Here is a 24,277-nt window from a genome sequence, read left to right on the forward strand (position 1 = left end):
GCGCCGAAGCGCCGACCGGCGGCACCCGGCAAGGGCGCCTTAGAGCGGCTAACAAACGTAGCGAGCAGCCGTCAGGTGGGCGCGGACGGCGCGCAGGAACCGCAGTGTACGCGTGGTCCATGAGGATTCCGAGCACCGGCCGCGCCCGCCTGGCGGCTGCGCAGTCGTTTTGTTAGCTGCTCTAAGTGCCAGCGTACTGGCATGACTCTATGGGCCTTCTCCACGTAGCCGAGCAGAGCGACAGCGACGTCACGCGGTTTGCCCTGTCGAAGGGAGGCTAGATACCACGGGTGGCAACTGCTGGGGCAACGCGTGAAGCCTGCCTGGCAGGGGAATACACTGCCATCTGGCCGACTAGCCACAGCATGGCGGCCCCCAGTGGCAGGTAGTGTGCTGGAAGACGACCAAGTTCGTAATGCCTCATGAGCGCTTGATTGATGCCATACGCACCAATCATTCCGAGGGTGATGCCGATGGTCACTAGCAAGAAATTCTCCAATTGGAAATAGCGCAGGACCTGGCTGCGCGTTGCTCCCAGGGCGCGGCGAATCCCGATGCTCTTGGTGCGCTGTGAGACCCAGAAGCTTGCGATTCCAAAAAGTCCAAGTGCGGTGATCACGAGAAGGCCTATCATCAGCGTCGCTAATAGCCAGGCCATATTGCGATCTCTCTTGTAATAATTCTTCATCACGTCTGAAAAAGGTGCGTGATCGGTGATGACGCGTCGGCTGCTGCTGCGTTCAAGCGCTGCGACAGCGGCCCGTTCGACTTCCGCACGTCTTCCTTGATCGACCCGTAAAGCGAATCGACCCATTGTGAGGTCCTTCATTGGTAACAACATCGAATAGCCGGCTTCCTCGGCACCGCCATTGTCGTTAGGACGGATCAGCCGTTCGACGACGCCGACGATCCGATGGGGCGAGTTGTCAGGATTCCAGCTGTAGATTTCCTTTCCTAAGGCGCTTTCCCCTGGGAATAGCTTCTGTGCGACCTCTTTGGTGACAATCGCCGACGGAACCCTGAGGGCCGTTCCGGGGCTGTTGAACTGTCCCCAATCGACGTACTCGGTAGGGTAGAAATCGCGCCCTTCGACAATGCGTAGTCCAAGCGTACGCACGAGGTCTTCGCCCAGGTAGAGGCCTACGTTGAGACTTGGAAGACGTTGGTCACGGGCGAGGCTGATCGAGCCGTTCCATGCTGAATTATCGAATGGGACATGGTTGAGACTGGTTGCGGATTTCACACCCGGGAGCGATCGAAGCTCGTCTATGTCATGTCTGACCAGCGCACTTGGGTTCTCGCTTTCACCGATTCCCGCGACGTTGATGCGCACGATCTCATCATCGGCCATGCCTGTAAGGCGCTGCATGCGTTCGATCCGTTGGCCGATCACGAAGACGGCATTGGAGACAATCGCGCAACTGAGCGCTATCTCCAACACGATCAATGCTGCTTGAATCTTGTTTCTCTTCAGGCTGGAGAGAATTGGGCCAATGTTCATGAAATCTCCATCGCAAGATCCTTGGTCCCAATGATTCACACTCGCTGGGAGCGCTTCGACAGCCGGTAACGGAATGAGGATGGTGAAGTGGAGCGTTACTGCGTAGCCTGTGTCGACGGACTGATCTGCATCGCACGCCATGCCGGGAACACGCCTGCGATCAGGCTGGCGGTGATGGATAGCACGAAGGTGGTCAGGAACATTGAAGCGCCGATGTGCACCTCAGATGCATAGCTCTCCGCTTGCTCTCGGACCATCCAAAGCCCAATGTAGGCCAGCGACAGGCCTGCGATGCCACCGACCAACCCAAGAGCGCCTGCCTCGGTCAGAAACTGAAAGAATATTTCCGCCCGAGGTGCGCCCAGGGCGCGGCGGATCCCGATCTCAGGCGCGCGACGCATGAATTTCGCCATCAACAGGCCGACAGTATTCAGGAGGCAGACGATCAGAAAACCGAAGGCCGCCCATAGCTGCAATTTCACATCCTCTGGAACGGCTCTCCGGTGATCCAGCCACTCCATCACGCTATTCAGTTGGACATTGGAGGGGCGCTGGAAGCGGCCAGCGGTTCGCTGCTGATTGGAATAGTCATCGAGGTATTGCCGATAGCGCGAGACCTGCTCAGGGCTTTCCAGCTCAACCCAGTACTGAAGCCAGGAGCAAGGTGCGTTAAGCGAGGTGGCACCTTCGGGATCTGAATTGACGTCTCCCCAGCAGTTCATGCTGCCCTGGATGCCGAACTTGAGCGACATCGCGGTCCAAAATGGCACGAATACCTGTTCCACTTCGCTGAAGCGATCATTGGTCATGTCGTAGAACTTCGGCATCGGTCTCCATTCATCAAGCACGCCGATGATTCGGAAGCGTCGATCGCCGATCAGTAGGTTGCGGCCCGTGCTGTCCGCGCCGTTGAACAATCTGTCATTGAGTGCCCTGGAGATCACTGCAACCTGCGCCCGGCCCTGGTCCTCGTTCGCTCCCCATCCGACCCCGTAGCGGAATGGAACGTCGAACATCGGAAAGAAGTCCGACGTCGTATAGCGTGCATCGACGAGTATTGGCTTTGTTTTTGTTTCGTCAGATTCTACGGCAACGCTGCCTCCGACCATCAGCGCCTGGTGGGTGGCCTTGCGATCACGCAAAAGCGACTCTGCGTCGAATCGTGTCATCTGATCGTCGGGTTCTCCATCGGCCAGGTATCCATGCAAGGACCGAGCATCAAGTCGTGGATAGAACAGTCGACCACTTTTGCTTGGGATGGGATCCCCGGAAAGGGTCGCGAACACCGCCAGCGCGGTTATCGAACCGCCAATGCCAACACCAATGGCCGAAACCATCAAGGCCGTCAGCGCCTTGTTTCGCCCAAAACTGCGCAGAGCCAGTCTTAGATAATAGCCAAACATGTCTGGCCTTTAAGGGTCTTGAACATTATCACGACAAGGGTCTTTATTCGGCGGAGCCGTCACGGATGTAACGTCAGGATTCGGATGTCATCGGAAAAGCCCGCGTATCATCGAGCCCTCGCGCATGCCGTTCGTTTTCAAATTCTTCCGAATATCCTTCGAGCAGGCTATGCAACATGCGTGAAGACTCCATTGAGTGATGGCAATCGCCACGCGTCGAATACCAGTTGCAAATAAGGCGAATTTTTTCGAGACCCGTCCCGGAGTCTGTGTAGCTGATGCTTGATCTCTCAGTGCGGGCATTATCGACCAGGAGCATGGGGATGCCCCTGCTGGAGGGCGACGATTCGGCTGCATCCCAGTCGATGGCGCTCTCATCGATACGATCGAGATGGTCCAGCATATAAAGCGCTCGGCGTGTGCCGTCCTTGCAGGGTTGGCACTTGCCACACGAGGTCTCGTAATAAAACTTCGCCAGCTTCCTGGCGATATCCACCATCGACGACTGACTCGAGATCACGATAATCACCCCGCTGCCCAGACTGCCTCCGGTCTCCGTCAGACTATCGTAGTCGAGAGCGGTTTCCAAATGTTTCGATCCCAGTGCAGTCCCACTTGTGCCGCCGACCAGGGCCGCCTTGAAGGTGTGCCCTCCTGCAACTCCACCGGCATGTCCGTTGATCAGTTCACCCAGCCGTATGCCTAGCGGCAATTCATAGATGCCTGGACGCGCGATGTCCCCCGCGATGCAATAGATGAGCGTTCCGCTCGCGTATTTAGTACCTACTTCGCGAAAATGCTCCGGTCCATACTTGATCGCGAAGAACGCCTGCAGGACGGTCTCGATATTGTTCACGACCGTTGGCCGCTTCTCGAAGCCGGCCTGGGTCGGCATCGTCGGCTTGCCGCGAGGCCTACCGGGACGGCCCTCGAGCAGTTCGAGCAGTGCTGTTTCCTCACCGGCGATGTAACCGTTCTCCGATCTATGTATGTGCAGCTCGATGGTCTGCCCCTGCATCTCCAGGTATCCCGCGGACATGGCGTCCTGTAGTGCTTCTTGAAGCAGCTGCTGCTCATGCTCCAGGGAGCTGCCAAGATGGATGAAGGCGATCTTGGCGCCGACGACCCTGGCCGCCAGGGCGACAGCTTCAATGACGCGATGGGGATTCAGGCCGATCAGGATGCCTTCCTTGCCTCCGCAGAGTTGACCAGTGTTTGCATTGCATACGAAGCATTTTTCCGTCGAGCTGCTCTCCCTTACAAGGCGCCATTTGACGGCGGCTGGAAATCCGCCGCCTGCACGTCCGCGGAGTCCTGAAGCGGCCAGGCGCTCCAGGGCGATCTCGGTTCCCTCGGTGAATGTCTGCGATAGCGTGGCGTATCCGCCGGCAGCGAGATATCCCTGCAGTCCTTTGTCACCGCCCTGGGCCAGATCCTTCAGAAGTCGTCCTTCCAGGATGACTTTTTGCGACGTTTGCCCCCTGTTCCCGTCCATACGCGTCACCCAGTCCATGAGAGTCCTTCCGAAATAGGTAATTAAATGGCTCGCAGGTCGATCAGTACCGACCGGCTCGAATGGGCCAGACCCAGTCCCCCCTTGCAAATACCTATCTGCCTGTCATGCCGCCTGCTCTATACATCGGCCACCTGTAAGGCATGCCAGGGCTATCTCCATAGGCGACTACCGGTGTCTTGTCGCTTAGTGAAAACGCTCGGTCGAGCTTGACCCACGCAGGCCGTTGATGGATGTCGATGATGGTTGAAGAGGCGATGAGAACGAACCGCTCCTTCTCCGCGCTGAAACTCAGTTTGCTACCGGCGAACGTGCCGCTCGCAATGGCGCCGGGGAACTGGTGTGAGGAGAGCGTGACCAAGCCGAGCTCCGGAACATAGATGAAAATGTACCCAGCTTCCGTTCTCGTAATGGAGAATCCTTGAGTAACGAGATCCTTGCCTCTGTAGAGCTTGCCGTCGGTGATCTGCAGGCCCGCTGTGGTGTCTGTTGTCGTCAAGGGATCTGCGTTGGCGGCAATGCAGCACATGAACATCGCCATGATTGCGTAACGTCCGAAACGCTTCATTGTCGACTCCGATGGAGGATTCTTCGTGCGCGCGATGCACCGATGGGATGGCCCTGGGGCGCTGGGCCCCAGGGCTTCTTGCTATGGGCGCTTAATTGGCTTCCGGCGAAAGGCCGCTTCCGCCGCCACCGCCCGCGCCGCCACCCTGACAGGCACAGCCACAGCCACACGCTCCGGCCGCTGCTTCCAGATCTTGCGTACCGGTAAACACTTGAGGATCGAACATTGCTTGTTTGCTCCTACGTTGTGAACACCCCAAAAGCCGTGCGTGTGCACGGCCCGCCTAACCGCCGCACGAACTCACGGTATTACGCACATACACCTTCCGTGGCGTGAAGCGGTAACTCGCAGTTTGCCCACATGCGATCGACTGCAAGCTTTTCCAGATGTCTACAGTAAAGTTCGTTGTGCTTATCGAACACACCGTACACATTGTAAGCGGTGGATCTGCATCCGCCGTTGCAGAAGTACTTTACGTCGCAATGCCTGCAAACATCTAGATTGTCAACTACCGTGGTTCTAACTTGCCGCATGACCGGTGATGTGTCGTATATCTCTTTTATGTTCGCATCTCGAATATTTCCGCAAATGAACTGGTCGAAATGCATGGTTTGGCAGGGATAAACGAAGCCGGCAGGGTCTATGCTGAATTCGCCTTCACCGACGCCGCAGTGATTTCGTGGGGTCACTGGCGCAGGAATGCTCTTTTGGGGCAACTGCGATGGCCTTCCCCTGAGGTAATCCCTGGTCCTGACCTGAGCATCGCCCCATTCCGCAAGAGTTGGTATCTGTTGGGTATTGAGCTGCTGATGATCTCCCGCTTGGAACAAGATGGGTGCTAAGCCGTCAACCCCCAGGTCATCGAGCGCGAATTCATAGATTTCCTTCATGAATCCGATGTTCTTGTTTGTCAGTGCGGGTACCAGAGAGATATTGGGGCGCTTCTGTTTCCTGAGATTGCGTACTTCGACGAGTGTGCGTATCCCTCGAACAGTGGGCGCAAAAGTGTTTCTGCCTCTATAGCGCTCATGCAAGTGTTGCTCATGGCCATCCAGGCTGATGGTGACCATGTCGACGTAGTCGCAGAGCTTCTCGGCAACTTGACGTTTGATAAGGATGCCATTGGTAAGGACTTCGATCTTCAGTTTATCACTCAGGGAACGCGTATATTCAAAGAGTTCAAGCGCGTCAGGCCTCATCAAAGGTTCGCCACCGGTAAAGACGAGGTGCTGAACGCCATTTTCGATAAGGTCGGCAATCAAAGCCTTGCTTTCTTCGGTGGTCAGGATGGAGGCGATTCTGCCTTGCTTCTCCATTTTTATCTTATATTCGCGGTCACTCTTGTTATAGCAATAAGGGCACTTCAAGTTGCAGTTGTTGGTCAAGTGCATGTACACGGTGTGCGCGAATTTGCGCGGACCAAAGCTGGGGCGTTGGCTTTCGTTGTATGCGTTCTGATGAAGGAATCCAACGCCTGATAGGTTTTCGATGAATTGATGCACGGCGGCGTGCGCGGTGTCCATGCTCAAATCGAAACGCTCCGAGATTTCTTCGATGATGTCTTCTGTCGATCTGTACAGTCTTAGGCGGCTGAGAATGAAGTTCCCGGAATCGTTCACCCGGACCCATTTGAAATTGTGTGGATCGAAATACAAGTGCCATCCATCCCGGTTCCAGGTCCGGATGCGAGGCGGGAGCATCACCATGTCCATTGTTAATCCTCTCAGAGAGTTTCCATTCCGACCGGGTCATTGGTGCGAGCAATTTGCGACTGAAACTGTTGTTGGAACAGCCGTGCATACCGTCCTTGCAAAGAAATCAATTCCTCGTGAGTTCCTTCTTCGGCCAGAACGCCCTTCTCCAGAAGGACGATCCTGTCGGCCATCATGAGAGTGGAAAGCCTGTGGGCAATAATGATTGTGGTTCGGCTACGGGCAAGCGCCTGTAGCGACCGTTGGATGTACTCCTCGGATTGAGAGTCTAGGGCGGAAACCGCTTCGTCCAGCACGAGAATTTTTGGGTCCCTCAAAAACATGCGGGCGAGCGCGATCCGCTGGCATTCTCCTCCTGAGAGCGTTAGCCCCCGTTCGCCAACTCTTGCCTCGTAGCTGCCGGGAAGAGCGCTAATGAAGTCGTGTGCATAGGCATTGCGTGATGCGACAACGATCTCGTCCAAGGTCGCATCCGGGCGGCCCAGACGGATGTTTTCTAAGATGGTCCCGGTAAACAGGAAAGCCTGTTGTTCGACGATGCCAACCGCCGCGCGCAGTTCCGATAACGCTACATGCCGAATGTCAATCCCGTCGATCAGTATGTGTCCGTCTTGAACTTCGTTCAGGCGGGGCAGCAGGCGGACCAGCGAGCTCTTGCCTGCGCCCGAATGGCCGACGAGCGCAACTGTTTCACCGCCAGAGATGGTCAGGCTGAAATCGCTAAAGACTTTTGCCCCAGTTTTATAGGCGAACTCGATCTTGCGTATCTCAACGCGCCCTTCGTGAACCACCAACTCTCCATCGGGTGATTGTTCAGGTTTTTCTCCAAGGAATTCATAGATGCGCTGGAGTGCGGACGCGGCCTGCTGTATGCCGATGTTGGCCGCCACAAGTGCGTTGACAGGTGCGTAAAGAAAGTTCATCAGCGAGAGAATGCCGACGACCTGGCCGAGCGTCATTGCTCCGTTATTTACTTGGTGCAGCCCATGCCAAAGTACGAACGCTGTGCTCAGCGACGTGATCAGGCTGGTTCCGATGCCGCTGGTAATCCCGAACCAGTTTGTCTTGATGTAGATGCTCTTGAGTTGGTCAAGCTGTCGGGAAACCAGTTCGGTCTGACCGTCCTCCTGCCCAAACGATTTGATGGTTGCAATGCCGGCCAGCCGCTCACTGATTGAGGCTGAGGTCGCCGCCTGCTTTTCCTGCATGTCCTTGCTGAGCGCGCGCATGCGCTTGTTTGTGAATAATCGAATACAGCCGAAGGGGATGATGGTGAGCAGAAGCACCAGGCCCATCTCCGGCCGGATGTAAAGGATGATTGCTGCGCCGACGACGAAGGTCAGCGCATTGACCGCTATGGTCACGAAGCTCCTGACAAGTGCGCCCTCGACTGCGCGCGAGTCGTTCATGGTCCGTGACTGCAGGTAAGTCGAGTGTTTGTCTGCGAAGAAACTTAAGGGCAACGACTGCAGATGCCGAAACAGACTCCGCTGTACGTCGAATATGATCGACTCCTTGAGATGGAGCGTGACATTCTCGTTGGTGTACGCAAACGCATGGCGAACCACGATCAGGGCTGTCAACGCCAGCGCTAGTTGGTTGATGATGGCGAACGGCTGTCGGTCGACGACGACATCGATAATGTGCATCGTCAGCAACGGTACCGGTAGCTGAAGCAGCACGGACAACACCATCAGGAGCGCGGCAAACGCTACAGTGGTACGCCTGCGTCCGATGAAATCGCCCCAAAAACGTCCCAGGAGCGGGAGTAGGGCGCTACCTTGCGACGTGGAGGCACGGAACCGATCTGTAACTTTTCGCTGACAGTTCGGTTCCATGTGAATGGTTTGTCAATCCATTTGGTTAGATCGGAATACCATCATTGCGCATCGGCGTCAAGAGCTCTTGGCGGCGTTCATCGCATGATTGTGACAATCCGTGATGCCGTCATCAGTAGACTGTGCCTTGGGGGGTTCTTTCCGTCTCAGCGGATTGGAGGGCTCCAGCCGTGTGGCGCTGTTTACTCCCGCGGCGGATCGGTATTCTTCGGCAAAGTTGCTGCAAGTGCCGCACACGAGCAGCTGCCAAGCGTGGCATTGCGCTGCGTGCGGTTGGAATTGGCGATGGGTCAGTCGACGAAAAGCCGCGCCTGGGTTTGGACGCTCGTCAGCGACAGACGCGCATCTGCCAGGCCTGGGGCGGTCGCTTCCAGTACCACCAAGCCCGCGCTGCGCGTGGTCTGCAGCAAGGCCATGCACAGCCCGTTGAACGCACGGCGGCTGTCGCCCTTGTCGTTTTCGTGGCTCGCAGGGTCGCCGTTGCCTAGGCCGATCAGGCGCGCAGGTCCACGTAACACGAACTGCACCTGGTTGTCGGCGTTCGGCACCACGTGGCCGTGCGTATCGACGATTTCCACCTTTACCACGGCCACATCTTCGGCATCGGCGTGCAGCGTATTGCGATCGCAACTCAGGCGAACGGCGGCGGCGGTGCCGGTGGTCTGGCGACGTTCGCTCAGCACCAGCTTGCCGCCGCGATAGCCGCGGGCTTCGATCGTGCCCGGGGCATACGCCACGCGCCATTCGACATGGCCGTGAGCGGGCACCTGCTGCAGGCCGTGGCTGATGCCGTTGACCAGCAATTCCACGGCGTCGAGATTGCTGTGGCACCAGATCTGCACGTGGCCATTGTCGTCCGGTTCCAGCAGGCCCTCCCAATTCCAGTGCGGGAACAGATGCAGCACTGGCTCGCGTGTCCACTGCGCGCGGTAGTACCAGTAGTTGTCCTTGGGGAAGCCGCAGCTGTCGAGCACGCCGAACTGCGAGGCCACATTGGGCCAGCGATTGTACGGGGTGGGCTCGCCGCGGTAGTCGAAGCCGGTCCAGATGAAGCCACCGGCGATATACGGCCGTTGTGCCACGTAACTCCACCAGGCTTCGGCGGTGCTGGCCCACCAGGGATGATCGAGGTCGTAGGCGCGGGTGTAACCGCGGGTGTCGTCGCGACGATAGTTGCCGCGCACCGCGACCGTGCTGCCGGTTTCGCTGCCGTAGATCGGAATCTGCGGATGGCGGGCGTGGAAGCCATCCATCTGGCTGGTGCGGTAGTTGAAGCCGACCACGTCCACGACCTGGCCGACGCCGTCGTCGAAGCCCTTGTCCATCGCGAAGGTGGTGGGGCGCGTTGGATCGAGCTGACGCACGCGTTGCTGCATGCGCGCAACGATGCGGGCGCCGCGTGCGGTCACTTGCTGCGGCTCTTCGTTACCGAGCGACCACAGGATCACGCTCGGATGATTGCGGCCGCGGCGCACCATCGTCTCCAGCTCGGTCATGGCCTGGTCGTCGGTGGACATGCGCCGGGTTTCCTCGATCACCAGCATGCCGAGGCGATCGCACAAGGCGAGCAGTTCCGGAGTAGCAGGATGGTGCGAGCTGCGGTAGGCGTTGCAGCCCATCGATTTCAGCTGGCGCAGACGCCATTCGTGCAGCGCATCGGGGATGGCCGTGCCGACGCCTGCGTGGTCCTGATGATTGTTGGTGCCGTGCAATTTCAGCGGCTCGCCATTCAATAGAAAACCGCGCTGCGCATCGAACTGGGCGCTGCGCACGCCGAAGGCGGTTGCGATGGCGTCGGTTGCGTGCCCGTCGCTGTGTACGCTGGTGGTCAGGCGGTAGAGCTGCGGGGTGTCGATCGACCACAGCGCGACCTGACCGAGTGGCAGGGTCAATTCGATCGCCTGGACCTGCCCAGGCGCCAGCGTGATCGTGGTACTGGCCGCGCGCGCGACCGTGCGCCCGTCGGGTGCGTCGATCTGTGCCTGCACACTGCATTGGCGCGCGGCAACGCCGTCGTTGCGGACTTCGGCCGACACCAGCGCGGTGGCGTTGCCGGCCTCGATGCGGCTTTGGACGAACACGCCGTGCTGCGGAAGGTGTAGCGGATCGGTCTTCTGCAGCCACAGATGCCGGTAGATGCCTGCGCCTTCGTAGAACCAGCCCTCGCCCAGCGAGGCGTCGACGCGCACGGCGATCACATTGGGCTTGCCGTAATCCAGTACCTCGCTGAGGTCGACCTCGAAGCCGACGTAACCGCTGTCATGGCGAGCGACGATATGGCCATTGCAGAACACGATGCAGTCGCGGAACACGCCATCGAACACCAGACAGATGCGCTTGCCCAGGTCGTTGGCGGGAATGTCCAGGATGCGTCGATACCAGCCGACGCTGTTCTCCGGGAAGCTGGTGCCCAGTGCCTTGTAACCGTGCGCCGCGGCCGGGTCTTCCTCGGTCATCGAGGCGGAGATCGGGTCCTGGCGGAAGGGCAGGGTGAGCGCCCAGTCGTGCGGCAGGTCCAGCTGTTGCCAATCGCTGTCGTCGAAGTCCAGTTGCGCGGCGGTGGCGGTGTCCTTGCCGGCTTTGGCGAACGTGCGCTGGAACGTACCGAACTGGAAGTCGCGTGCGGGATCGCTGGCATGACCGAGATGGAAGCGCCAACCGAAGTCGAACAGTGCACGCTCGCGCGGCGCCAGCGCGGCATCGTCCAGGACTGCGGCCGGAGCCGCGTCGTGTTCCTCACGGCGCGCAGCGTGTGCTTGGGCAGCGCTCGACGCGCCGACAGCCGCAAAGGGCAGGGCGGCGCTGACGCCGCTGGCAAGTAGGCCGCGTAGCAATTCGCGGCGATTGAGGCCACTCATGGCTGGGTCCTCGCATCGGTGTCGGTGTCGGTGGCGGGGGTGGCGCGTGACGTGGCCGTCGGTGTCGCCGCAGGCGCATACGATGCCGGTGCGCCGCGGTAGGGGTAGCGCAGGAAGTCGATCGCCGGCAGCAGTTCATTGCCGTGCTTGAAGTCGAAGAAGCTGGCGTTCTCCCACGACGAGCCAGTGCCCCAGCGGGTCTTGCAATCGCTGCTGGTCCAGGCGGGTTCCCAATAGACCACGCCGGCGCCGCCGCGATCGATCACCAATTGGGTGAGATCGATCAGGTAGCGGGCCTGGCCCTGCGGCGTGGCCGGGTAGCCGGCAATCAGCGAGTCGGCGCCGAGCAGGTTGGGCGAGCGATCGCCGCCGTCCAGCGTCCACGGATACGCCGTCTCCACCACGACCACATCGGCCGCATAGCGCTTTCGGAGCCGTTGGATGGTCTTGCCCAACTCGGCCATCGATTCGGTCGACCACTTGCGGTAATAGCTGATGCCGATCAGGTCGAAGTCGGTCACGCCGGCCTTGGTGGCGGCAGCGAACCAGGGTTCGACGTTTTCCGGCTGGGCGATGTGCAGCATCACCCGCGGCTTGATGCGCGCGCGCGCGCCCATGTCGCGCACCGCCTGGATGCCAGCGTTGAATAGCTTGGCATTGCGCTGCCAGTCGATCGGACGCTTCTTGTCCCAGGGCTGGCTGGCCATGAGATCGGAATTGCTTTCGTTGCCGACCTGCACCAGTTCCGGCATCAGCCCGGCACGGTCGAGCGCACTGAGGGTGTCGTAGGTGAAGCCATACAGCACCCGCGCCAGTTCATCGACGTCGGTAATGCTCGCCCAGGCCTTGGGGATGAGCTGCTTGTCGCCGTCGGCCCAATCGTCTGAATAGTGCAGGTCCAGCAGTACCTGCATGCCCTGCGCGCGGGCGCGGGCAATGGTCTTCTTGACGTCGGACAAGTCGCTGTACTTGGTCCAGCGTGCATCGTTCCATAGCCGCACACGCACCAGATTGGCGCCATGCGCATGGAACAGTTCGAACGGATCGGTGACCACGCCGTTCTCGCGGTAGTGCACGCCGCATTCTTCCATCTCGTTGACGTAGGACAGATCGGCGCCCAGGTACAGCGTGGTCGGCGCCGATGCAGCGTGTGCGGAGACAGACAGGGCCAACGTCAGCAGCGTCGATGCCCAGAGGCAGCGGGGAGAGCGCATGCGATTCCTCTAACAATGCAACGAAAAGCGAACGACAGCATGCCGCACCCGAGCGCGCGTTGCAGGATGGCCTCTGCAGTGGACGTGCTGTGCACGTCCGTTCCGCATGCCACTGCACGCGCGGCGAGCGCGGCCGCCGACTAAAACTTGTAGGTGGCTTCCAGGGCGTAGCGACGGCCGAACAGTTGGTAGCCACCGTCGTCTTGATTGGCCAAGCGGTTGGGCTTGTTGTCGGTGTAGGCGCGCAAGCGCTCGTTGGTCAGGTTGCCGGCCTGGAAGCGCAATCCGAACTGCTTGTTGATCTGCCAGTTCAGGCTCATGTCCACCGTGCCTTCGCTTTCCAGGCGCGCCAGTCGCGCCGCGTTCCAGCCGTACACCACCGTATAAGGGCTGTGGTACTTGTAGCCGACCCGGGCTTCGAAGGTGCCGTTGCTGTACCACAGGTCGAAGGTGCCGGTCTTGCGCGCCAGTCCGCTCAGCGGCAATGGATTGTCGGCCGGGGAAAATTCCTTGAGGTTGGAATCGACCAGCGAGTAGTTGGAGTAGACGCCGAAGTTCTCCAGGTGGGGAATGAAGTAGAACGGCGTCTGCAAGGTGAGCTCCACGCCGTTGATGTAGCCGCCGCCGCCGTTGAACGGCGCGCTGACCAGATAATCCAGCCCGTTGATGGCCTCATGGTCGGTGCGGTAGCCGATGCTCGAATCGACTTCCTTGCGATAGACCGCCAGCGCCGCCAGCGCTTCCTTGTGGAAATACCACTCGTAGGAGGCGTCGATCTGGGTGGCCTTGAACGGATCCAACTGCGGGTTGCCGCCGCTGCCGGTGAGCTGGCCGACCGTGACGTTGGGGTCGTCCAGGCGACGGCCGGTGCGCAGTTCGTCCAGCGGCGGCCGGGCGATGACCTTGGCGACCGCAAAGCGCAGGATGCGCTGCTCGTCGATCAGGAAGTTGAGCGTGGCGCTGGGCAGCACGTCGGTATAGCTCTTGCTGGCGCTGCTCGTCTGGATGGTGTCACCCACCGAATCGAAGCCATCGCTGTCGGTGCGGGTGTTGACCAGGCGCACGCCGACATTGCCGGTGACGTCGGTGCCGAACAGTTGCGAGCTGAAGACGGCCTTGGCGAAGGCCTCGCGCACATCTTCCTTGACGTTCCAGTGATCGAGCATCTGCTCGCTCAGCGTGGTGCGATCAAAGCCGCCGAAGCCCAGTTGCGCGATCGCCTGCATATCGCCGCCGGTCAGCGTCGGCACATTCAGGCCCGGCATCGTCACCGGATAGATCAGGTCCTGGTAGGCCGAGATCGGTTCGTCGTAGCCGGACTGGTTGCTGAGAAAGTGCCGGTTCTGCTTCTCGCGGCGGGACGCGCGGGCGCCGAATTCCAGCGAGGTGAAGGCCGCCGCGTCCAGCGAGCGACTGGCATTGAGCGCCAGCGCGGCGATCTTGTCGCGCAGCGCCTGCGGCTCGGTCTGCCCGGCGATGCCCCACTCGGGGGTGTCGGAGCTGGTGCTGATGGTGGGGGTGACATTGCGCCGGAAGTCGAACGAGATGGTGTCCGGATTGCTGCCGAAGCGCACCGCCTGCCAGGTGTTGTCGCGCTTGGCCTGCGAGAACGACAGGTCGCTGGCCAGCGTCCATACATCGCCGCTCCACTTGGCGTTCAAGCCGCCTGCCGCCAGCGTCTTGACCTCGTTGTAGTGGCTGACCACGTGGTCGACCTGCAGGTTGGAGTTGGCCAGGGTGGCGGCCACGACGTCGCCGTCGACGATGGTGTAGGACGAACCGGGATTGGCGTAGGGATTGCTGGTGGAGAAGCTGCTGTAGGCCAGGCCGTTGAACCAGTTCTGCAACTGGTCTTCGTCGATCTCGATGCGCGAGTACAGCCCATCGAACTTCAGTTCGAGGTTGCCCGAACGCCATTGCACCGTGCCCATCGCGCCGGTGCGGGTCTGGTCGATCAGTTTGAGCTGATCGGCCGCGCCCCAGGGCGTGGGATCGGCGATGCCGTCGCCATTGAGATCGCGCGAGGTGGTGGCATCGGTATAGCCCCAGCTGCCGATCGAGGAGCTGGCGTTTTTCTGCTTTTGATACGTGGCGCCGAGTGCGATGGCCAGGTTGTCGTTGATCTGGTGCACCCAGCTGGCGCCGAAGCGGCTGCCCCAGGGACTGTAGTCGCGCACGTTCCTGGCCTGGTCGTAGAACACTGGGCCGGCGGTGGCGACGAAGCCGGGGCCCTTGTAGTCGAGCGGATTGATGGTGGAGATGTCCACGGTGGCCGCCAGGCCGCCGGCGATCAGGTCGGCCGATTGGGTCTTGTAGACCTTGACGGTGGAGACGATCTCGGTCGGAAACACCTCCCAGCGCACCGCGCGATCAGGCTCGGACGAGGCGATCTCGCGCCCGTTGACCGTGCCCATGGTCATCCGGGGGCCCAACCCGCGCACGCTGGCCAGGCTCTCGTTGCCGCGGTCGCGGGTGCCGTTGACGCCCGGTAGGCGCACCAGCGCCTCGGCGACGGTCACGTTGGGCATCTGTCCCATGTTGTCGGCCGAGATCACCTCCATCACGTGGTCGGCCATCTGCTTGGTCTGCACCGCCTGGTCGAGGCTGGCGCGTTGACCGATCACGGTGATGTTGTCGAGCGTGACCGGCGCCTGTGCATCGGTCGGTGGCGTTGCCGGTGGCGTGGTGTCCTGCGCCTGGGCAGCGAAGGCGGCGCTCAGTGCGCAGGCGATGGTGACGGACAGGACGGCGCGGACAGGCGTCCGCTGCACGCGGCGGCAAGCCGCGCGACCGCTGTGGTGTACAGGCATGACGTGATCCCTCCCAGGACGATATCGAATAAGTTGGCCGTCGAGGCGGCCTTTTAGCGCAAGCGCGCAGACGACGTCGCTGCGCGAATCTGGATGTTGCAGACTGCGTGGCGTGGACCCCCTGCGGGCGCAAGCGACCCAGGAGGAGCTGCCTCCCCTGGACTGCAGGCGTCGACGCCAGGGTAGAAGCGCCAGCCATTCCATTCCAATGAAGCATTTTCCAGGAGCTATTTCGCCCTGGAATGCTGCACTGCAGCGCTAGTGCCTGCTTAGGTGACGCTGTCCACTGCGGCGGCATTGCTGCCGATGCGTGGTGGCAAAGCGGCGCGATGGGAACGTGCCGCCTGCGTAGACGCGACCAGCGGGTCGTGGTGATCGCGGACCGTCGTCGTCACGTTGGTGCGACCGGGCCAGTGATGGTCGACCGCAAGCGCGGTAGCGCAGGGAAGGCGCGCTGGGCGCAGTCGCTGCGCTCGCAGGTCAGGCAGCCCGGGCCGATCGGGACGGCGTCGTCGACCGCATGCAGATCCCAACCACGCGCATACACCAATTGGTCGGCATGGCGCAGGTCGCAACCCATCGCCAGCGCGAAGGTCTTGCGCGGCCGGCCGTAGCCCGGCGCGCCGCTGCTGACCTGGCGCGCCACCCAGAAATAGCGGCGCCCGTCGGGCATGCGGGCGATCTGGGTCAGGATGCGATCGGGTTGATTGAAGGCTTCATAGACGATCCACAGCGGGCAGGCGCCACCGACATGTGAAAAATGGAAATCGGTGGCGGAGTGGCGCTTGGAGACGTTGCCGGCGCGGTCCACCCGCATGAAGAAGATCGGCAGCCCGGTGGCATCCCGCCGCTGCAAGGTGCTCAGGCGGTGGCAGACCGCTTCGAAGCCGACCCCGAAGCGGTCGGCCAGCCATTCGATGTCGTAACGCGAGGCCTGCGCACTGTGCAGGAACGCCGTGTAAGGCATCACCAGCGCGCCGGCAAAGTAGTTCGACAAGCCGATCCGCGACAGCGCGACGCGTTCGGCATCCTCGAAGCCAGCATCGGCGATGCGCGCATCCAGCAAGGCGTTGCATTCCAGCAGTGCCAGATGGGCCGCCATCTGGAAGGCCTGCTGGCCGGGGCGCAGATGGGCCGGCAGCCACAGCACGCGCGCCTGCGCGTCCAATTGGCGCTTGTCCCCCTGGAGCTCGGCGGTGTCGCGCACCCACAGGCCGTGGCGGTCGGCCAGGCGCTGGCGTAGCCGCTGCGGCAGATTGTCCGGCGACAGGCCGAGCTCGGCGTAGAGCGCTTCGGCGTGCTCGTCCAGCTCGGGCAGGTAGTTGTGCGCGCGATTGAAGTAGTCGCGCACCTGGTCGCCCGGCGACAGCGAGGGCAGCGCGGCGTGCTCGGCGCCCAACTGCACCTCCAGCGCGGCGGTGCGCTGCAGCAGCTGCCGATGGGCGCGGTGCAGGTCCAGCAGCACCTGTGCCACCTGCGGCAGGTTGCCACTGAGCATGCGCAGCTCCGTCGCCGACAGCGGCTGGCCGAGGGTGCGCAGGGTTTCGTCCAGCGGCTCGACCAGCGCGGCAGCGGCGTCGGCGTCCAGCAGGTCGTACAGGTCGCCGAGCTCGGCCTTCAGACGTTGCTGGATGGCCAGGGTCAGCGGGCGCTGGTTGCGCTCGATCTGGTTGAGGTAGCTGGGAGACAGGCCCAGCCGACGCGCCAGCTCGGCCTGGCTCAGACCGTGGCGCTGGCGCAGGCGCTGTAGGCGCAACCCAAGCTGATGGCGAAGCGGAGTGCTGGTCGGGGGCATTCGCAAGATTCGCAAATCGATGGGGGGAGCTTAGCGCGATTAAGCGGATGCATGCTGGGATGGCTCGGAGTGGCTGCGAATAATGCGAATCGACGGTATTCCATCGAGCTAGCCCCGCCATGTCCCCCACTGTTTCGCGCGTTTCCCTCCTGATCGACGGCCAGTTCGTCACCTCCGACAGCAGCCATTGGCAGGACGTGGTCAATCCGGCCGACCAGCGCGTGCTGGCGCAGGTGCCTTTCGCCACCATGTCCGAGGTCGACGCCGCGGTGGCGGCGGCCAAGCAGGCCTTCGTCGGCTGGCGCAAGACGCCGATCGGCACCCGTGCGCGCATCTTCCTCAAGTACCAGCAGTTGATCCGCGAGCACTTGCCGGAGTTGGCGGCGATCCTCAGTGCCGAGCAGGGCAAGACCCTGGCCGACGCCGAGGGCGACGTCTTCCGCGGCCTGGAGGTGGTCGAGCATGCGGCGGCGATCGGCAATCTGCAGCTGGGCGAACTGGCCAACAACGTCGCCACCGGCGTGGACACCTACACCCTGCTGCAGCCGCTCGGCGTGTGCGCCGGCATCACCCCGTTCAACTTCCCGGCGATGATTCCGCTGTGGATGTTCCCGATGGCGATCGCCACCGGCAACACCTTCGTGCTCAAGCCCTCCGAGCAGGACCCGATGGTGACCATGCGGCTGGTGGAGCTTGCGCTCGAGGCCGGCATTCCCAAGGGCGTGCTCAATGTCGTGCATGGCGGCGAGGAGGTGGTCAACGCGCTGTGCGATCACCCGGACATCCAGGCGCTGTCGTTCGTCGGTTCCACCAAGGTGGGCACGCACGTGTATCGGCGTGCGTCGCTGGCCGGCAAGCGCGTGCAATGCATGATGGGCGCCAAGAACCACGCGGTCGTGCTGCCCGACGCCAATCAGGAGCAGACCCTCAATGCGATGGTCGGCGCGGCCTTCGGTGCCGCTGGGCAGCGCTGCATGGCTGCGTCCACCTTGGTGCTGGTCGGCGAGGCGCGGCAGTGGATTCCGGCGCTGGTGGCCAAGGCCAAGCAGTTGACGCTGGGCGCGGGCAACGCGGCCGGCACCGATGTCGGTCCGTTGATTTCCTGCGCTGCGCGCGAGCGGGTGGAAGGCCTGATCGCCTCGGGCGTGGAGCAAGGCGCCACCCTCGAGCTGGACGGCCGCCATCCGCAGGTGCCGGGCTTTGAAAACGGCAACTTCGTCGGCCCGACGATCTTCTCCGGCGTCCAGCCGGGCATGCGGATCTACGACGAAGAGATCTTCGGGCCGGTGCTGGTGATCCTGGAGGCGGACACGCTGGAAGACGCCATCGCGCTGGTCAATGCCAATCCCAACGGCAATGGCACGGCGCTGTTCACCCAGTCCGGCGCAGCCGCGCGCCGCTTTCAGGAAGACATTGATGTCGGCCAGGTCGGCATCAACGTGCCGATTCCGGTGCCGGTGCCGTTGTTCTCCTTCACCGGCTCGCGCGCCTCCAAGCTCGGCGACCTGGGGCCGTACGGCAAGCAGGTCGTGATGTTCTATACCCAGACCAAGACGGTGACTGCGCGCTGGTTCGACGACCAGACGCTGAGCCACGGCGTCAACACCACCATCTCCCTCAAGTGACCATCGCCATGAACACAGCCATCCAACTTGCGGCCGATGCGGCCGAGCTGAGCGACGAGCAACGCGCCTTCCGTGCTGCTGCACGCGATTTCGCCGACAAGGAACTGGCACCGCATGCCGCGCGCTGGGACGCAGAGGGCGAGTTCCCGCGCGAGGCGATCGCCAAGGCCGCCGAACTGGGGTTTTGCGGTCTCTACACCGACGAGAGCGTCGGCGGCCTGGGCATGCGCCGGCTCGATGCTGCGGTGGTGTTCGAGGAACTGGCCACGGTCGATCCGTCGACCTCGGCCTTCATCACCATCCACAACATGGTGACCTGGCTGATCGCCAGCTATGGCAGCGAGGCGATCCGCGGCCAGTGGGGCCAGGCCATGACCAGCGGCGCCAAGCTGGGCTCGTACTGCCTGACCGAGCCGGGCAGCGGCTCGGACGCGGCGTCGCTGAAGACGCGTGCCCAGCGCGATGGCGACCACTACGTGCTCAACGGCAGCAAGGCCTTCATTTCCGGCGCCGGCGCCACCGACGTGCTGGTGGTGATGGCGCGGACCAGCGAGGAGGGCGCCCGCGGTATCAGTGCGCTGCTGGTACCTGCGGATGCGGCCGGCATCAGCTATGGGCGCAAGGAAGAAAAGATGGGCTGGAATAGCCAGCCCACCCGCGGCATCACCTTCACCGATGTGCGCGTTCCTGTCGGCCACCTGCTCGGCAAGGAGGGCGAGGGCTTCAAGATCGCGATGAAGGCGCTCGATGGCGGTCGCATCAATATCGCCGCCTGTTCGCTCGGTGCCGCGCAGGGCGCGTTGAATGCGGCGCGCCGCTACATGGGCGAGCGTCGCCAGTTCGGCAAGCCACTGGCCGACTTCCAGGCCCTGCAGTTCAAGTTGGCCGACATGGCCACGCAATTGATTGCTGCGCGGCAGATGGTGCATGGCGCCGCACGCAAGCTCGACGCCGGCAGCCGCGATGCCACCGTGTGGTGCGCGATGGCCAAGCGTTTCGCCACCGATGCCGGGTTCGCGATCTGCGATGAAGCCTTGCAGATCCATGGCGGCTACGGCTACATCCGCGAATACCCGGTCGAGCGCCTGCTGCGCGACAGCCGGGTGCACCGCATCCTGGAAGGGACCAACGAAGTGATGCGCATGATCATCGCCCGTCATCTGCTCAATGGTGAGGAGGAACTGCGATGAGCGATTGGGAAGGACGCGTCCATACCGGCTTGCAGGTCGAACGCGACGGGCACGTGGCCATCGTCACGCTGAGCAATCCACCGGCCAACACCTGGACCGTGCAGAGCCTGGCGGCGTTGCGCGCGCTGGTGCTCGTGCTCGATGCCGACCGCAGCATCTATGCCCTGGTGATCACCGGCGAGGGCGAGAAGTTCTTCAGCGCCGGTGCGGATCTGAAGCAGTTCGCCAGCGGCGACAAGGCGTTGGCGCGCGATGCCGCGCGGCGCTTCGGCGAAGCGTTCGAAGCCTTGAGTGCGTTCCGCGGGGTGTCGATCGCCGCCATCAATGGCTATGCGATGGGCGGTGGGCTGGAATGCGCGCTGGCCTGCGATGTGCGTATCGCCGAGCAGCAGGCGCAGATGGCGCTGCCCGAGGCCAGTGTCGGCCTGCTGCCGTGCGCCGGTGGCACGCAGAATCTGCCGCGGCTGGTGGGGGAGGGCTGGGCCAAGCGGATGATCCTGCTCGGCGAACGCATCGATGCGGCCACCGCGCAGCGCATTGGTCTGGTCGAGGAAGTGGTTCCGCTAGGGCAGGCGCGGGCGACGGCGATCGGCTGGGCGCAGCGTGCCGGCAAGCAGAGCCCGGTCAGCGTGGCCGCCTGCAAGCGATTGGTGCAGGCCACGCGTCACGGTACCCACGCTGCCGCGCTGGTCGCCGAGCGCGAAGCCTTCGTCGATCTGTTCGAACAGTCCGACCAGGTCGAAGGCGTGGCCGCCTTTCTGGAAAAGCGCGCCCCGCAGTGGAGTGCGCACTGATGGCATCCGATCAGGCCCACAACGAGGCACCGGTGTTATTCGAGGAGCGCGCCTGTGCCGACGGCCATCGCATCGGCGTCGCCACGCTCAACGCAGCGCGGACGCTCAATGGCCTGTCGCTGCAGATGACCCGCTTGCTGGATGCGCAGCTGCAGCGCTGGGCCAGCGATAGCGGCATCGTCTGCGTGGTCCTGCGCGGCGCTGGTGACAAGGCCTTGTGTGCCGGCGGCGACCTGCACGGGCTCTACGAGAGCATGCAGGCGCATCGTCAGGCCGAACCTGAGCTTGCGCAGCGGCAGGCGCGGCCGGACGGCAATACGCATGCGGCCGCGTTCTTCGCCGAAGAATACCGGCTGGATTTTCGCATTCATCGCTACCCCAAGCCGCTGCTGTGCTGGGGGCATGGCATCGTCATGGGTGGCGGCATCGGCCTGATGTCCGGTGCCAGTCATCGCGTGGTCACCGAGCGTTCGCGGCTGGCGATGCCGGAAATCACGGTCGGTCTATTTCCCGATGTCGGCGGCAGTTGGTTGCTGCGGCGTGTGCCGCGGGGTGCCGGGCTGTTCCTGGCGCTGACCGGCGCGCCGCTGGATGCCAGCGACGCGATCTATGCCGGCCTGGCCGATGTCCGGTTGGAACATGCGCAGTATGCCGCCGTGCTCGAAGCGCTGGCCGCACATGCCTGGACCACCGATGCGGCGCGCGATCGCGAGCAGCTCGCCATGTTCCTGCAGGGGCTCGCACAACCGCTATCGCCGGGCCCGCTGCAGCTGCACGCCGGCTTGATCGAACAACTGGTCGCGGGCCACACGCTGGAGGCAGTGGTCGCCGCCATCCTTGCATTAGACAGCGAAGATCCCTGGCTGCAGTCCGCCCGCGCGACATTGGCGGCCGGTGCACCTGGATCGGCGCGGTTGGCCTGGGAGCTGCAACGCAACCCGGCGACTGCGACGCTGGCGGACACCTTTCGCAGCGAGTACATCGTCGCCCTGCATGCCGCGGCCCATGGCGATTTCGCCGAGGGCATCCGCGCCCTGCTGATCGACAAGGATCGCCAGCCGCGCTGGCAACCCGCCACGCTGGCACAGGCCGATGCCGCCTGGGCTGAGACCTTCTTCACCGCGCCCTGGCCACCGGCACAGCATCCGCTGGCCGACCTGGGCGATCGTCACTAACTGCGGAGACTGCACGATGAGCCAGATCGCCTTCCTCGGCCTGGGCAACATGGGCGGGCCGATGGCCGCCAACCTGATCAAGGGCGGCCACGCGCTGCGCGTGTTCGACCTGGTGCCGGCCGCCATCGAGGCAGCCGTGACGGCCGGCGCGCAGGCAGCCCCCAGCGCACACGCGGCGGTAGCGGGGGCCGAGGTGGTGATCTCGATGCTGCCGGCCAGCCGTCATGTCGAAGGCCTCTACCTGGGCGAAGACGGCATCCTGCCGCGCATCGCCGACGGCGCGCTGGTGATCGACTGCAGCACCATCGCGCCTGCCACCGCGCGCACGCTGGCCGCTGCCGCGCAGGCGCGTGGGCTGGCGATGCTGGATGCACCGGTGTCCGGTGGCACCGCGGGTGCTGCCGCGGCCAGTCTGACCTTCATCGTCGGCGGTGCGGCAGCCACGCTGGAGCGCGCACGGCCGTTGCTGCAGGCGATGGGCAAGAACATCTTCCACGTCGGCGATAACGGCGCCGGCCAGGTCGCCAAGCTGTGCAACAACATGGCGCTGGGCGTGATCATGGCCGCCACCGGCGAGGCCTTGGCCTTGGGCGTGGCGCAAGGCCTGGACCCGGCAGTGCTGTCGCAGATGATGGCCGTCAGCACTGGCCGCAGTTGGGCCACCGAGGTCTGCAATCCATGGCCGGGTGTGCTGCCGAATGCGCCAGCTTCGCGCGGCTACAGCGGTGGCTTCGGCAACGACCTGATGCTCAAGGATCTGGGCCTGGTGGCCGAAGCGGCGGTACAGGCGGGCGCGGCGATCCCGCTGGGAGAACTGGCACGCAATCTGTACGCGATGAACAGCCGCGCAGGCAATGGCACGTTGGACTTTTCCAGCGTGATCAAGCTGATGGTCAAGCCGTAGTCGCCGCAGGCGTGTGGCTGCAACGACGGGATCGGCGCGCTCGCTGGCGGCTGCGCGCCGGTGTTGTAATGTGATTTCATCACGGCCAGGTGTAATAGTCTCCGCACCGGCGGGTGCCTAAGGTGCGCGCATTGCAGCAGACGGCACAGTCATGGGACACGATCACAACCACGCACCCAGCGAGATCCGGCACGAAACCCCACTCTGGTGGGCCCTGGGGCTAACGGCCAGCTTTCTGCTGGTCGAGGTGGCGGGTGCGTTCTTCACCAACAGCCTGGCGCTGTTGTCCGACGCGGCGCATATGGCCACCGACACGGTGGGCTTGATGATCGCCTTGCTGGCGGTGCGGTTGAGCCGGCGCCCGCCGGATGCGCGGCGCACGTATGGCTATGTCCGCCTGGAGGCGCTGGGCGCGCTGGCCAATGGTGCGCTGCTGTTCGCGGTCGGCGGCTACATCCTGTGGGAGGCCGTGCAGCGCTTCCGTGCGCCCCAGGATATTTCCTCCAGTGGCATGCTGCTGATCGCCTGCGTGGGCCTGGTGATCAACCTGATCGCGATGAAGCTGCTGCACGCCGGCAGTGGCGAGAGCCTCAACGTCAAGGGCGCCTATCTGGAAGTCTGGAGCGACATGCTCGGCTCGCTGGCGGTCATCGTCGGCGCCTTGCTGATCCGCTGGACCGGCTGGCACTGGATTGACCCGGTGCTGGCGGTGCTGATCGGCCTGTGGGTGCTGCCGCGCACCTGGGTGTTGCTGCGCGAGGCATTCAATGTGCTGCTGGAAGGCGTGCCGAAAGGCATCGATCTGGCGCAGGTACGGCAGGCATTGACCTCGCCGCTTGGCGTGCTCGACGTGCATGAGCTGCACGTGTGGGCGCTGGCGTCCAGTACGCCCGCGCTGACCGCCCACGTGGTGGTCGATGCCGGCACCGATGGCGACCTGTTACGCGGTCAGCTCGGCGAGCTGCTGCATGATCGCTTCGAGATCACCCACGTCACGCTGCAGATCGAAAACGACCACTGCGGCGCAGCCCCCTGCGATGCGCCGCAGGCGGATGCGCGCCAATCCGCTGGCGATCGGTCCGTCGGCCATGGCCATCATGGCCACCACCACCACCACCACCACCACCACCACGGGCATGGCGAGCATTCGCATTAGAGCGGCTAACAAAACGTAGCGAGCAGCCGTCAGGTGGGCGCGGACGGCGCGCAGGAACCGCAGTGTACGCGTGGTCCATGAGGGTTCCGAGCACCGGCCGCGCCCGCATGGCGGCTGCGCAGTAGTTTTGTCAGCTGCTCTAAGGCATCGGGCCACCAGGCAGGCGCACGCCCTGCCTGGTGGCGTGGCGCAGGGCCTGCCGCGCCACCACAGCAACGGTC

16 protein-coding genes and 2 other RNA genes are annotated in these 24,277 nt (G+C 62.9%); 6 read left to right on the plus strand and 12 right to left on the minus strand.

What is annotated here, in order from left to right; translation table 11 throughout:
* Positions 1 to 46: 46 nt before the first annotated feature.
* The 11 genes from CKY51_RS11990 to CKY51_RS12040 form a co-directional block, all read right to left on the minus strand.
* Positions 47 to 121, minus strand: a non-coding RNA gene (locus CKY51_RS11990) — sX9 sRNA.
* A gap of 156 nt (positions 122 to 277) precedes the next feature.
* Positions 278 to 1,501, minus strand: coding sequence for an ABC transporter permease (locus tag CKY51_RS11995; protein WP_152249282.1), 1,224 nt, complete (start codon positions 1,499 to 1,501; stop codon positions 278 to 280).
* 95 nt (positions 1,502 to 1,596) lie between these two features.
* Positions 1,597 to 2,904 carry an ABC transporter permease gene (locus CKY51_RS12000; RefSeq protein ID WP_152249283.1) on the minus strand — a complete coding sequence of 436 codons (1,308 nt, stop codon included), beginning with the start codon at positions 2,902 to 2,904 and terminating at the stop codon, positions 1,597 to 1,599.
* Positions 2,905 to 2,977: 73 nt separating this feature from the next.
* The gene (locus CKY51_RS12005; protein WP_152249284.1) at positions 2,978 to 4,417 is read right to left on the minus strand and encodes an NADH-ubiquinone oxidoreductase-F iron-sulfur binding region domain-containing protein; all 1,440 of its coding nucleotides are present in this window, start codon (positions 4,415 to 4,417) and stop codon (positions 2,978 to 2,980) included.
* Positions 4,418 to 4,511: 94 nt separating this feature from the next.
* Complete coding sequence (locus CKY51_RS12010) at positions 4,512 to 4,985, minus strand: hypothetical protein (RefSeq protein WP_152249285.1); 474 nt, start codon at positions 4,983 to 4,985, stop codon at positions 4,512 to 4,514.
* A gap of 308 nt (positions 4,986 to 5,293) precedes the next feature.
* The gene (locus CKY51_RS12015) at positions 5,294 to 6,697 is read right to left on the minus strand and encodes a PqqD family peptide modification chaperone (protein WP_152249286.1); all 1,404 of its coding nucleotides are present in this window, start codon (positions 6,695 to 6,697) and stop codon (positions 5,294 to 5,296) included.
* 11 nt (positions 6,698 to 6,708) lie between these two features.
* Positions 6,709 to 8,535, minus strand: a complete 1,827-nt coding sequence (locus tag CKY51_RS12020; protein WP_152249287.1) for an ABC transporter ATP-binding protein — start codon at positions 8,533 to 8,535, stop codon at positions 6,709 to 6,711.
* Positions 8,536 to 8,825: 290 nt separating this feature from the next.
* Positions 8,826 to 11,393 (minus strand): beta-galactosidase GalA, encoded by a 2,568-nt coding sequence (gene galA / locus CKY51_RS12025; RefSeq protein ID WP_022973351.1) that lies wholly within the window; start codon positions 11,391 to 11,393, stop codon positions 8,826 to 8,828.
* Complete coding sequence (locus tag CKY51_RS12030) at positions 11,390 to 12,607, minus strand: glycoside hydrolase family 53 protein (protein WP_031340310.1); 1,218 nt, start codon at positions 12,605 to 12,607, stop codon at positions 11,390 to 11,392. Before CKY51_RS12030 ends, galA begins: the two co-directional genes overlap by 4 nt.
* Positions 12,608 to 12,747: 140 nt before the next feature.
* On the minus strand, positions 12,748 to 15,417 hold the full coding sequence (locus CKY51_RS12035) for a TonB-dependent receptor (RefSeq protein WP_152249288.1): 2,670 nt from the start codon (positions 15,415 to 15,417) through the stop codon (positions 12,748 to 12,750).
* Between the two features lie 391 nt (positions 15,418 to 15,808).
* Positions 15,809 to 17,212: a helix-turn-helix domain-containing protein gene (locus tag CKY51_RS12040; protein WP_031340313.1), complete on the minus strand. Its 1,404-nt coding sequence runs from the start codon at positions 17,210 to 17,212 to the stop codon at positions 15,809 to 15,811.
* Between the two features lie 119 nt (positions 17,213 to 17,331).
* Between CKY51_RS12040 and CKY51_RS12045 the strand changes: the two genes are divergently transcribed.
* From CKY51_RS12045 to CKY51_RS12070, 6 genes are all read left to right on the plus strand, one after another.
* Positions 17,332 to 18,837, plus strand: a complete 1,506-nt coding sequence (locus tag CKY51_RS12045) for a CoA-acylating methylmalonate-semialdehyde dehydrogenase (protein WP_022973358.1) — start codon at positions 17,332 to 17,334, stop codon at positions 18,835 to 18,837.
* An 8-nt stretch (positions 18,838 to 18,845) separates the two neighbouring features.
* Entirely contained in the window at positions 18,846 to 20,027 is a 1,182-nt protein-coding gene (locus CKY51_RS12050; protein WP_022973359.1) for an acyl-CoA dehydrogenase family protein, read from the plus strand.
* A complete protein-coding gene (locus CKY51_RS12055; RefSeq protein WP_022973360.1) occupies positions 20,024 to 20,821 on the plus strand; it encodes an enoyl-CoA hydratase in 798 nt (265 codons plus the stop codon). The genes CKY51_RS12050 and CKY51_RS12055 overlap by 4 nt, the downstream gene beginning before the upstream one ends.
* A complete protein-coding gene (locus CKY51_RS12060; RefSeq protein WP_022973361.1) occupies positions 20,821 to 21,996 on the plus strand; it encodes an enoyl-CoA hydratase/isomerase family protein in 1,176 nt (391 codons plus the stop codon). The genes CKY51_RS12055 and CKY51_RS12060 overlap by 1 nt, the downstream gene beginning before the upstream one ends.
* 16 nt (positions 21,997 to 22,012) lie before the next feature.
* Positions 22,013 to 22,900, plus strand: a complete 888-nt coding sequence (mmsB, locus tag CKY51_RS12065) for a 3-hydroxyisobutyrate dehydrogenase (protein ID WP_022973362.1) — start codon at positions 22,013 to 22,015, stop codon at positions 22,898 to 22,900.
* A 151-nt stretch (positions 22,901 to 23,051) separates the two neighbouring features.
* The gene (locus CKY51_RS12070; protein WP_022973363.1) at positions 23,052 to 24,056 is read left to right on the plus strand and encodes a cation diffusion facilitator family transporter; all 1,005 of its coding nucleotides are present in this window, start codon (positions 23,052 to 23,054) and stop codon (positions 24,054 to 24,056) included.
* Positions 24,057 to 24,059: 3 nt separating this feature from the next.
* On the opposite strand, the gene CKY51_RS12075 is transcribed toward CKY51_RS12070, so the two are convergent.
* Positions 24,060 to 24,135: non-coding RNA, sX9 sRNA (locus tag CKY51_RS12075), on the minus strand.
* Positions 24,136 to 24,277: the final 142 nt, after the last annotated feature.

The sequence above is a fragment of the Xanthomonas maliensis genome, from assembly GCF_009192945.1.
In the GTDB taxonomy this organism is placed as follows: Bacteria; Pseudomonadota; Gammaproteobacteria; order Xanthomonadales; family Xanthomonadaceae; genus Xanthomonas; species Xanthomonas maliensis.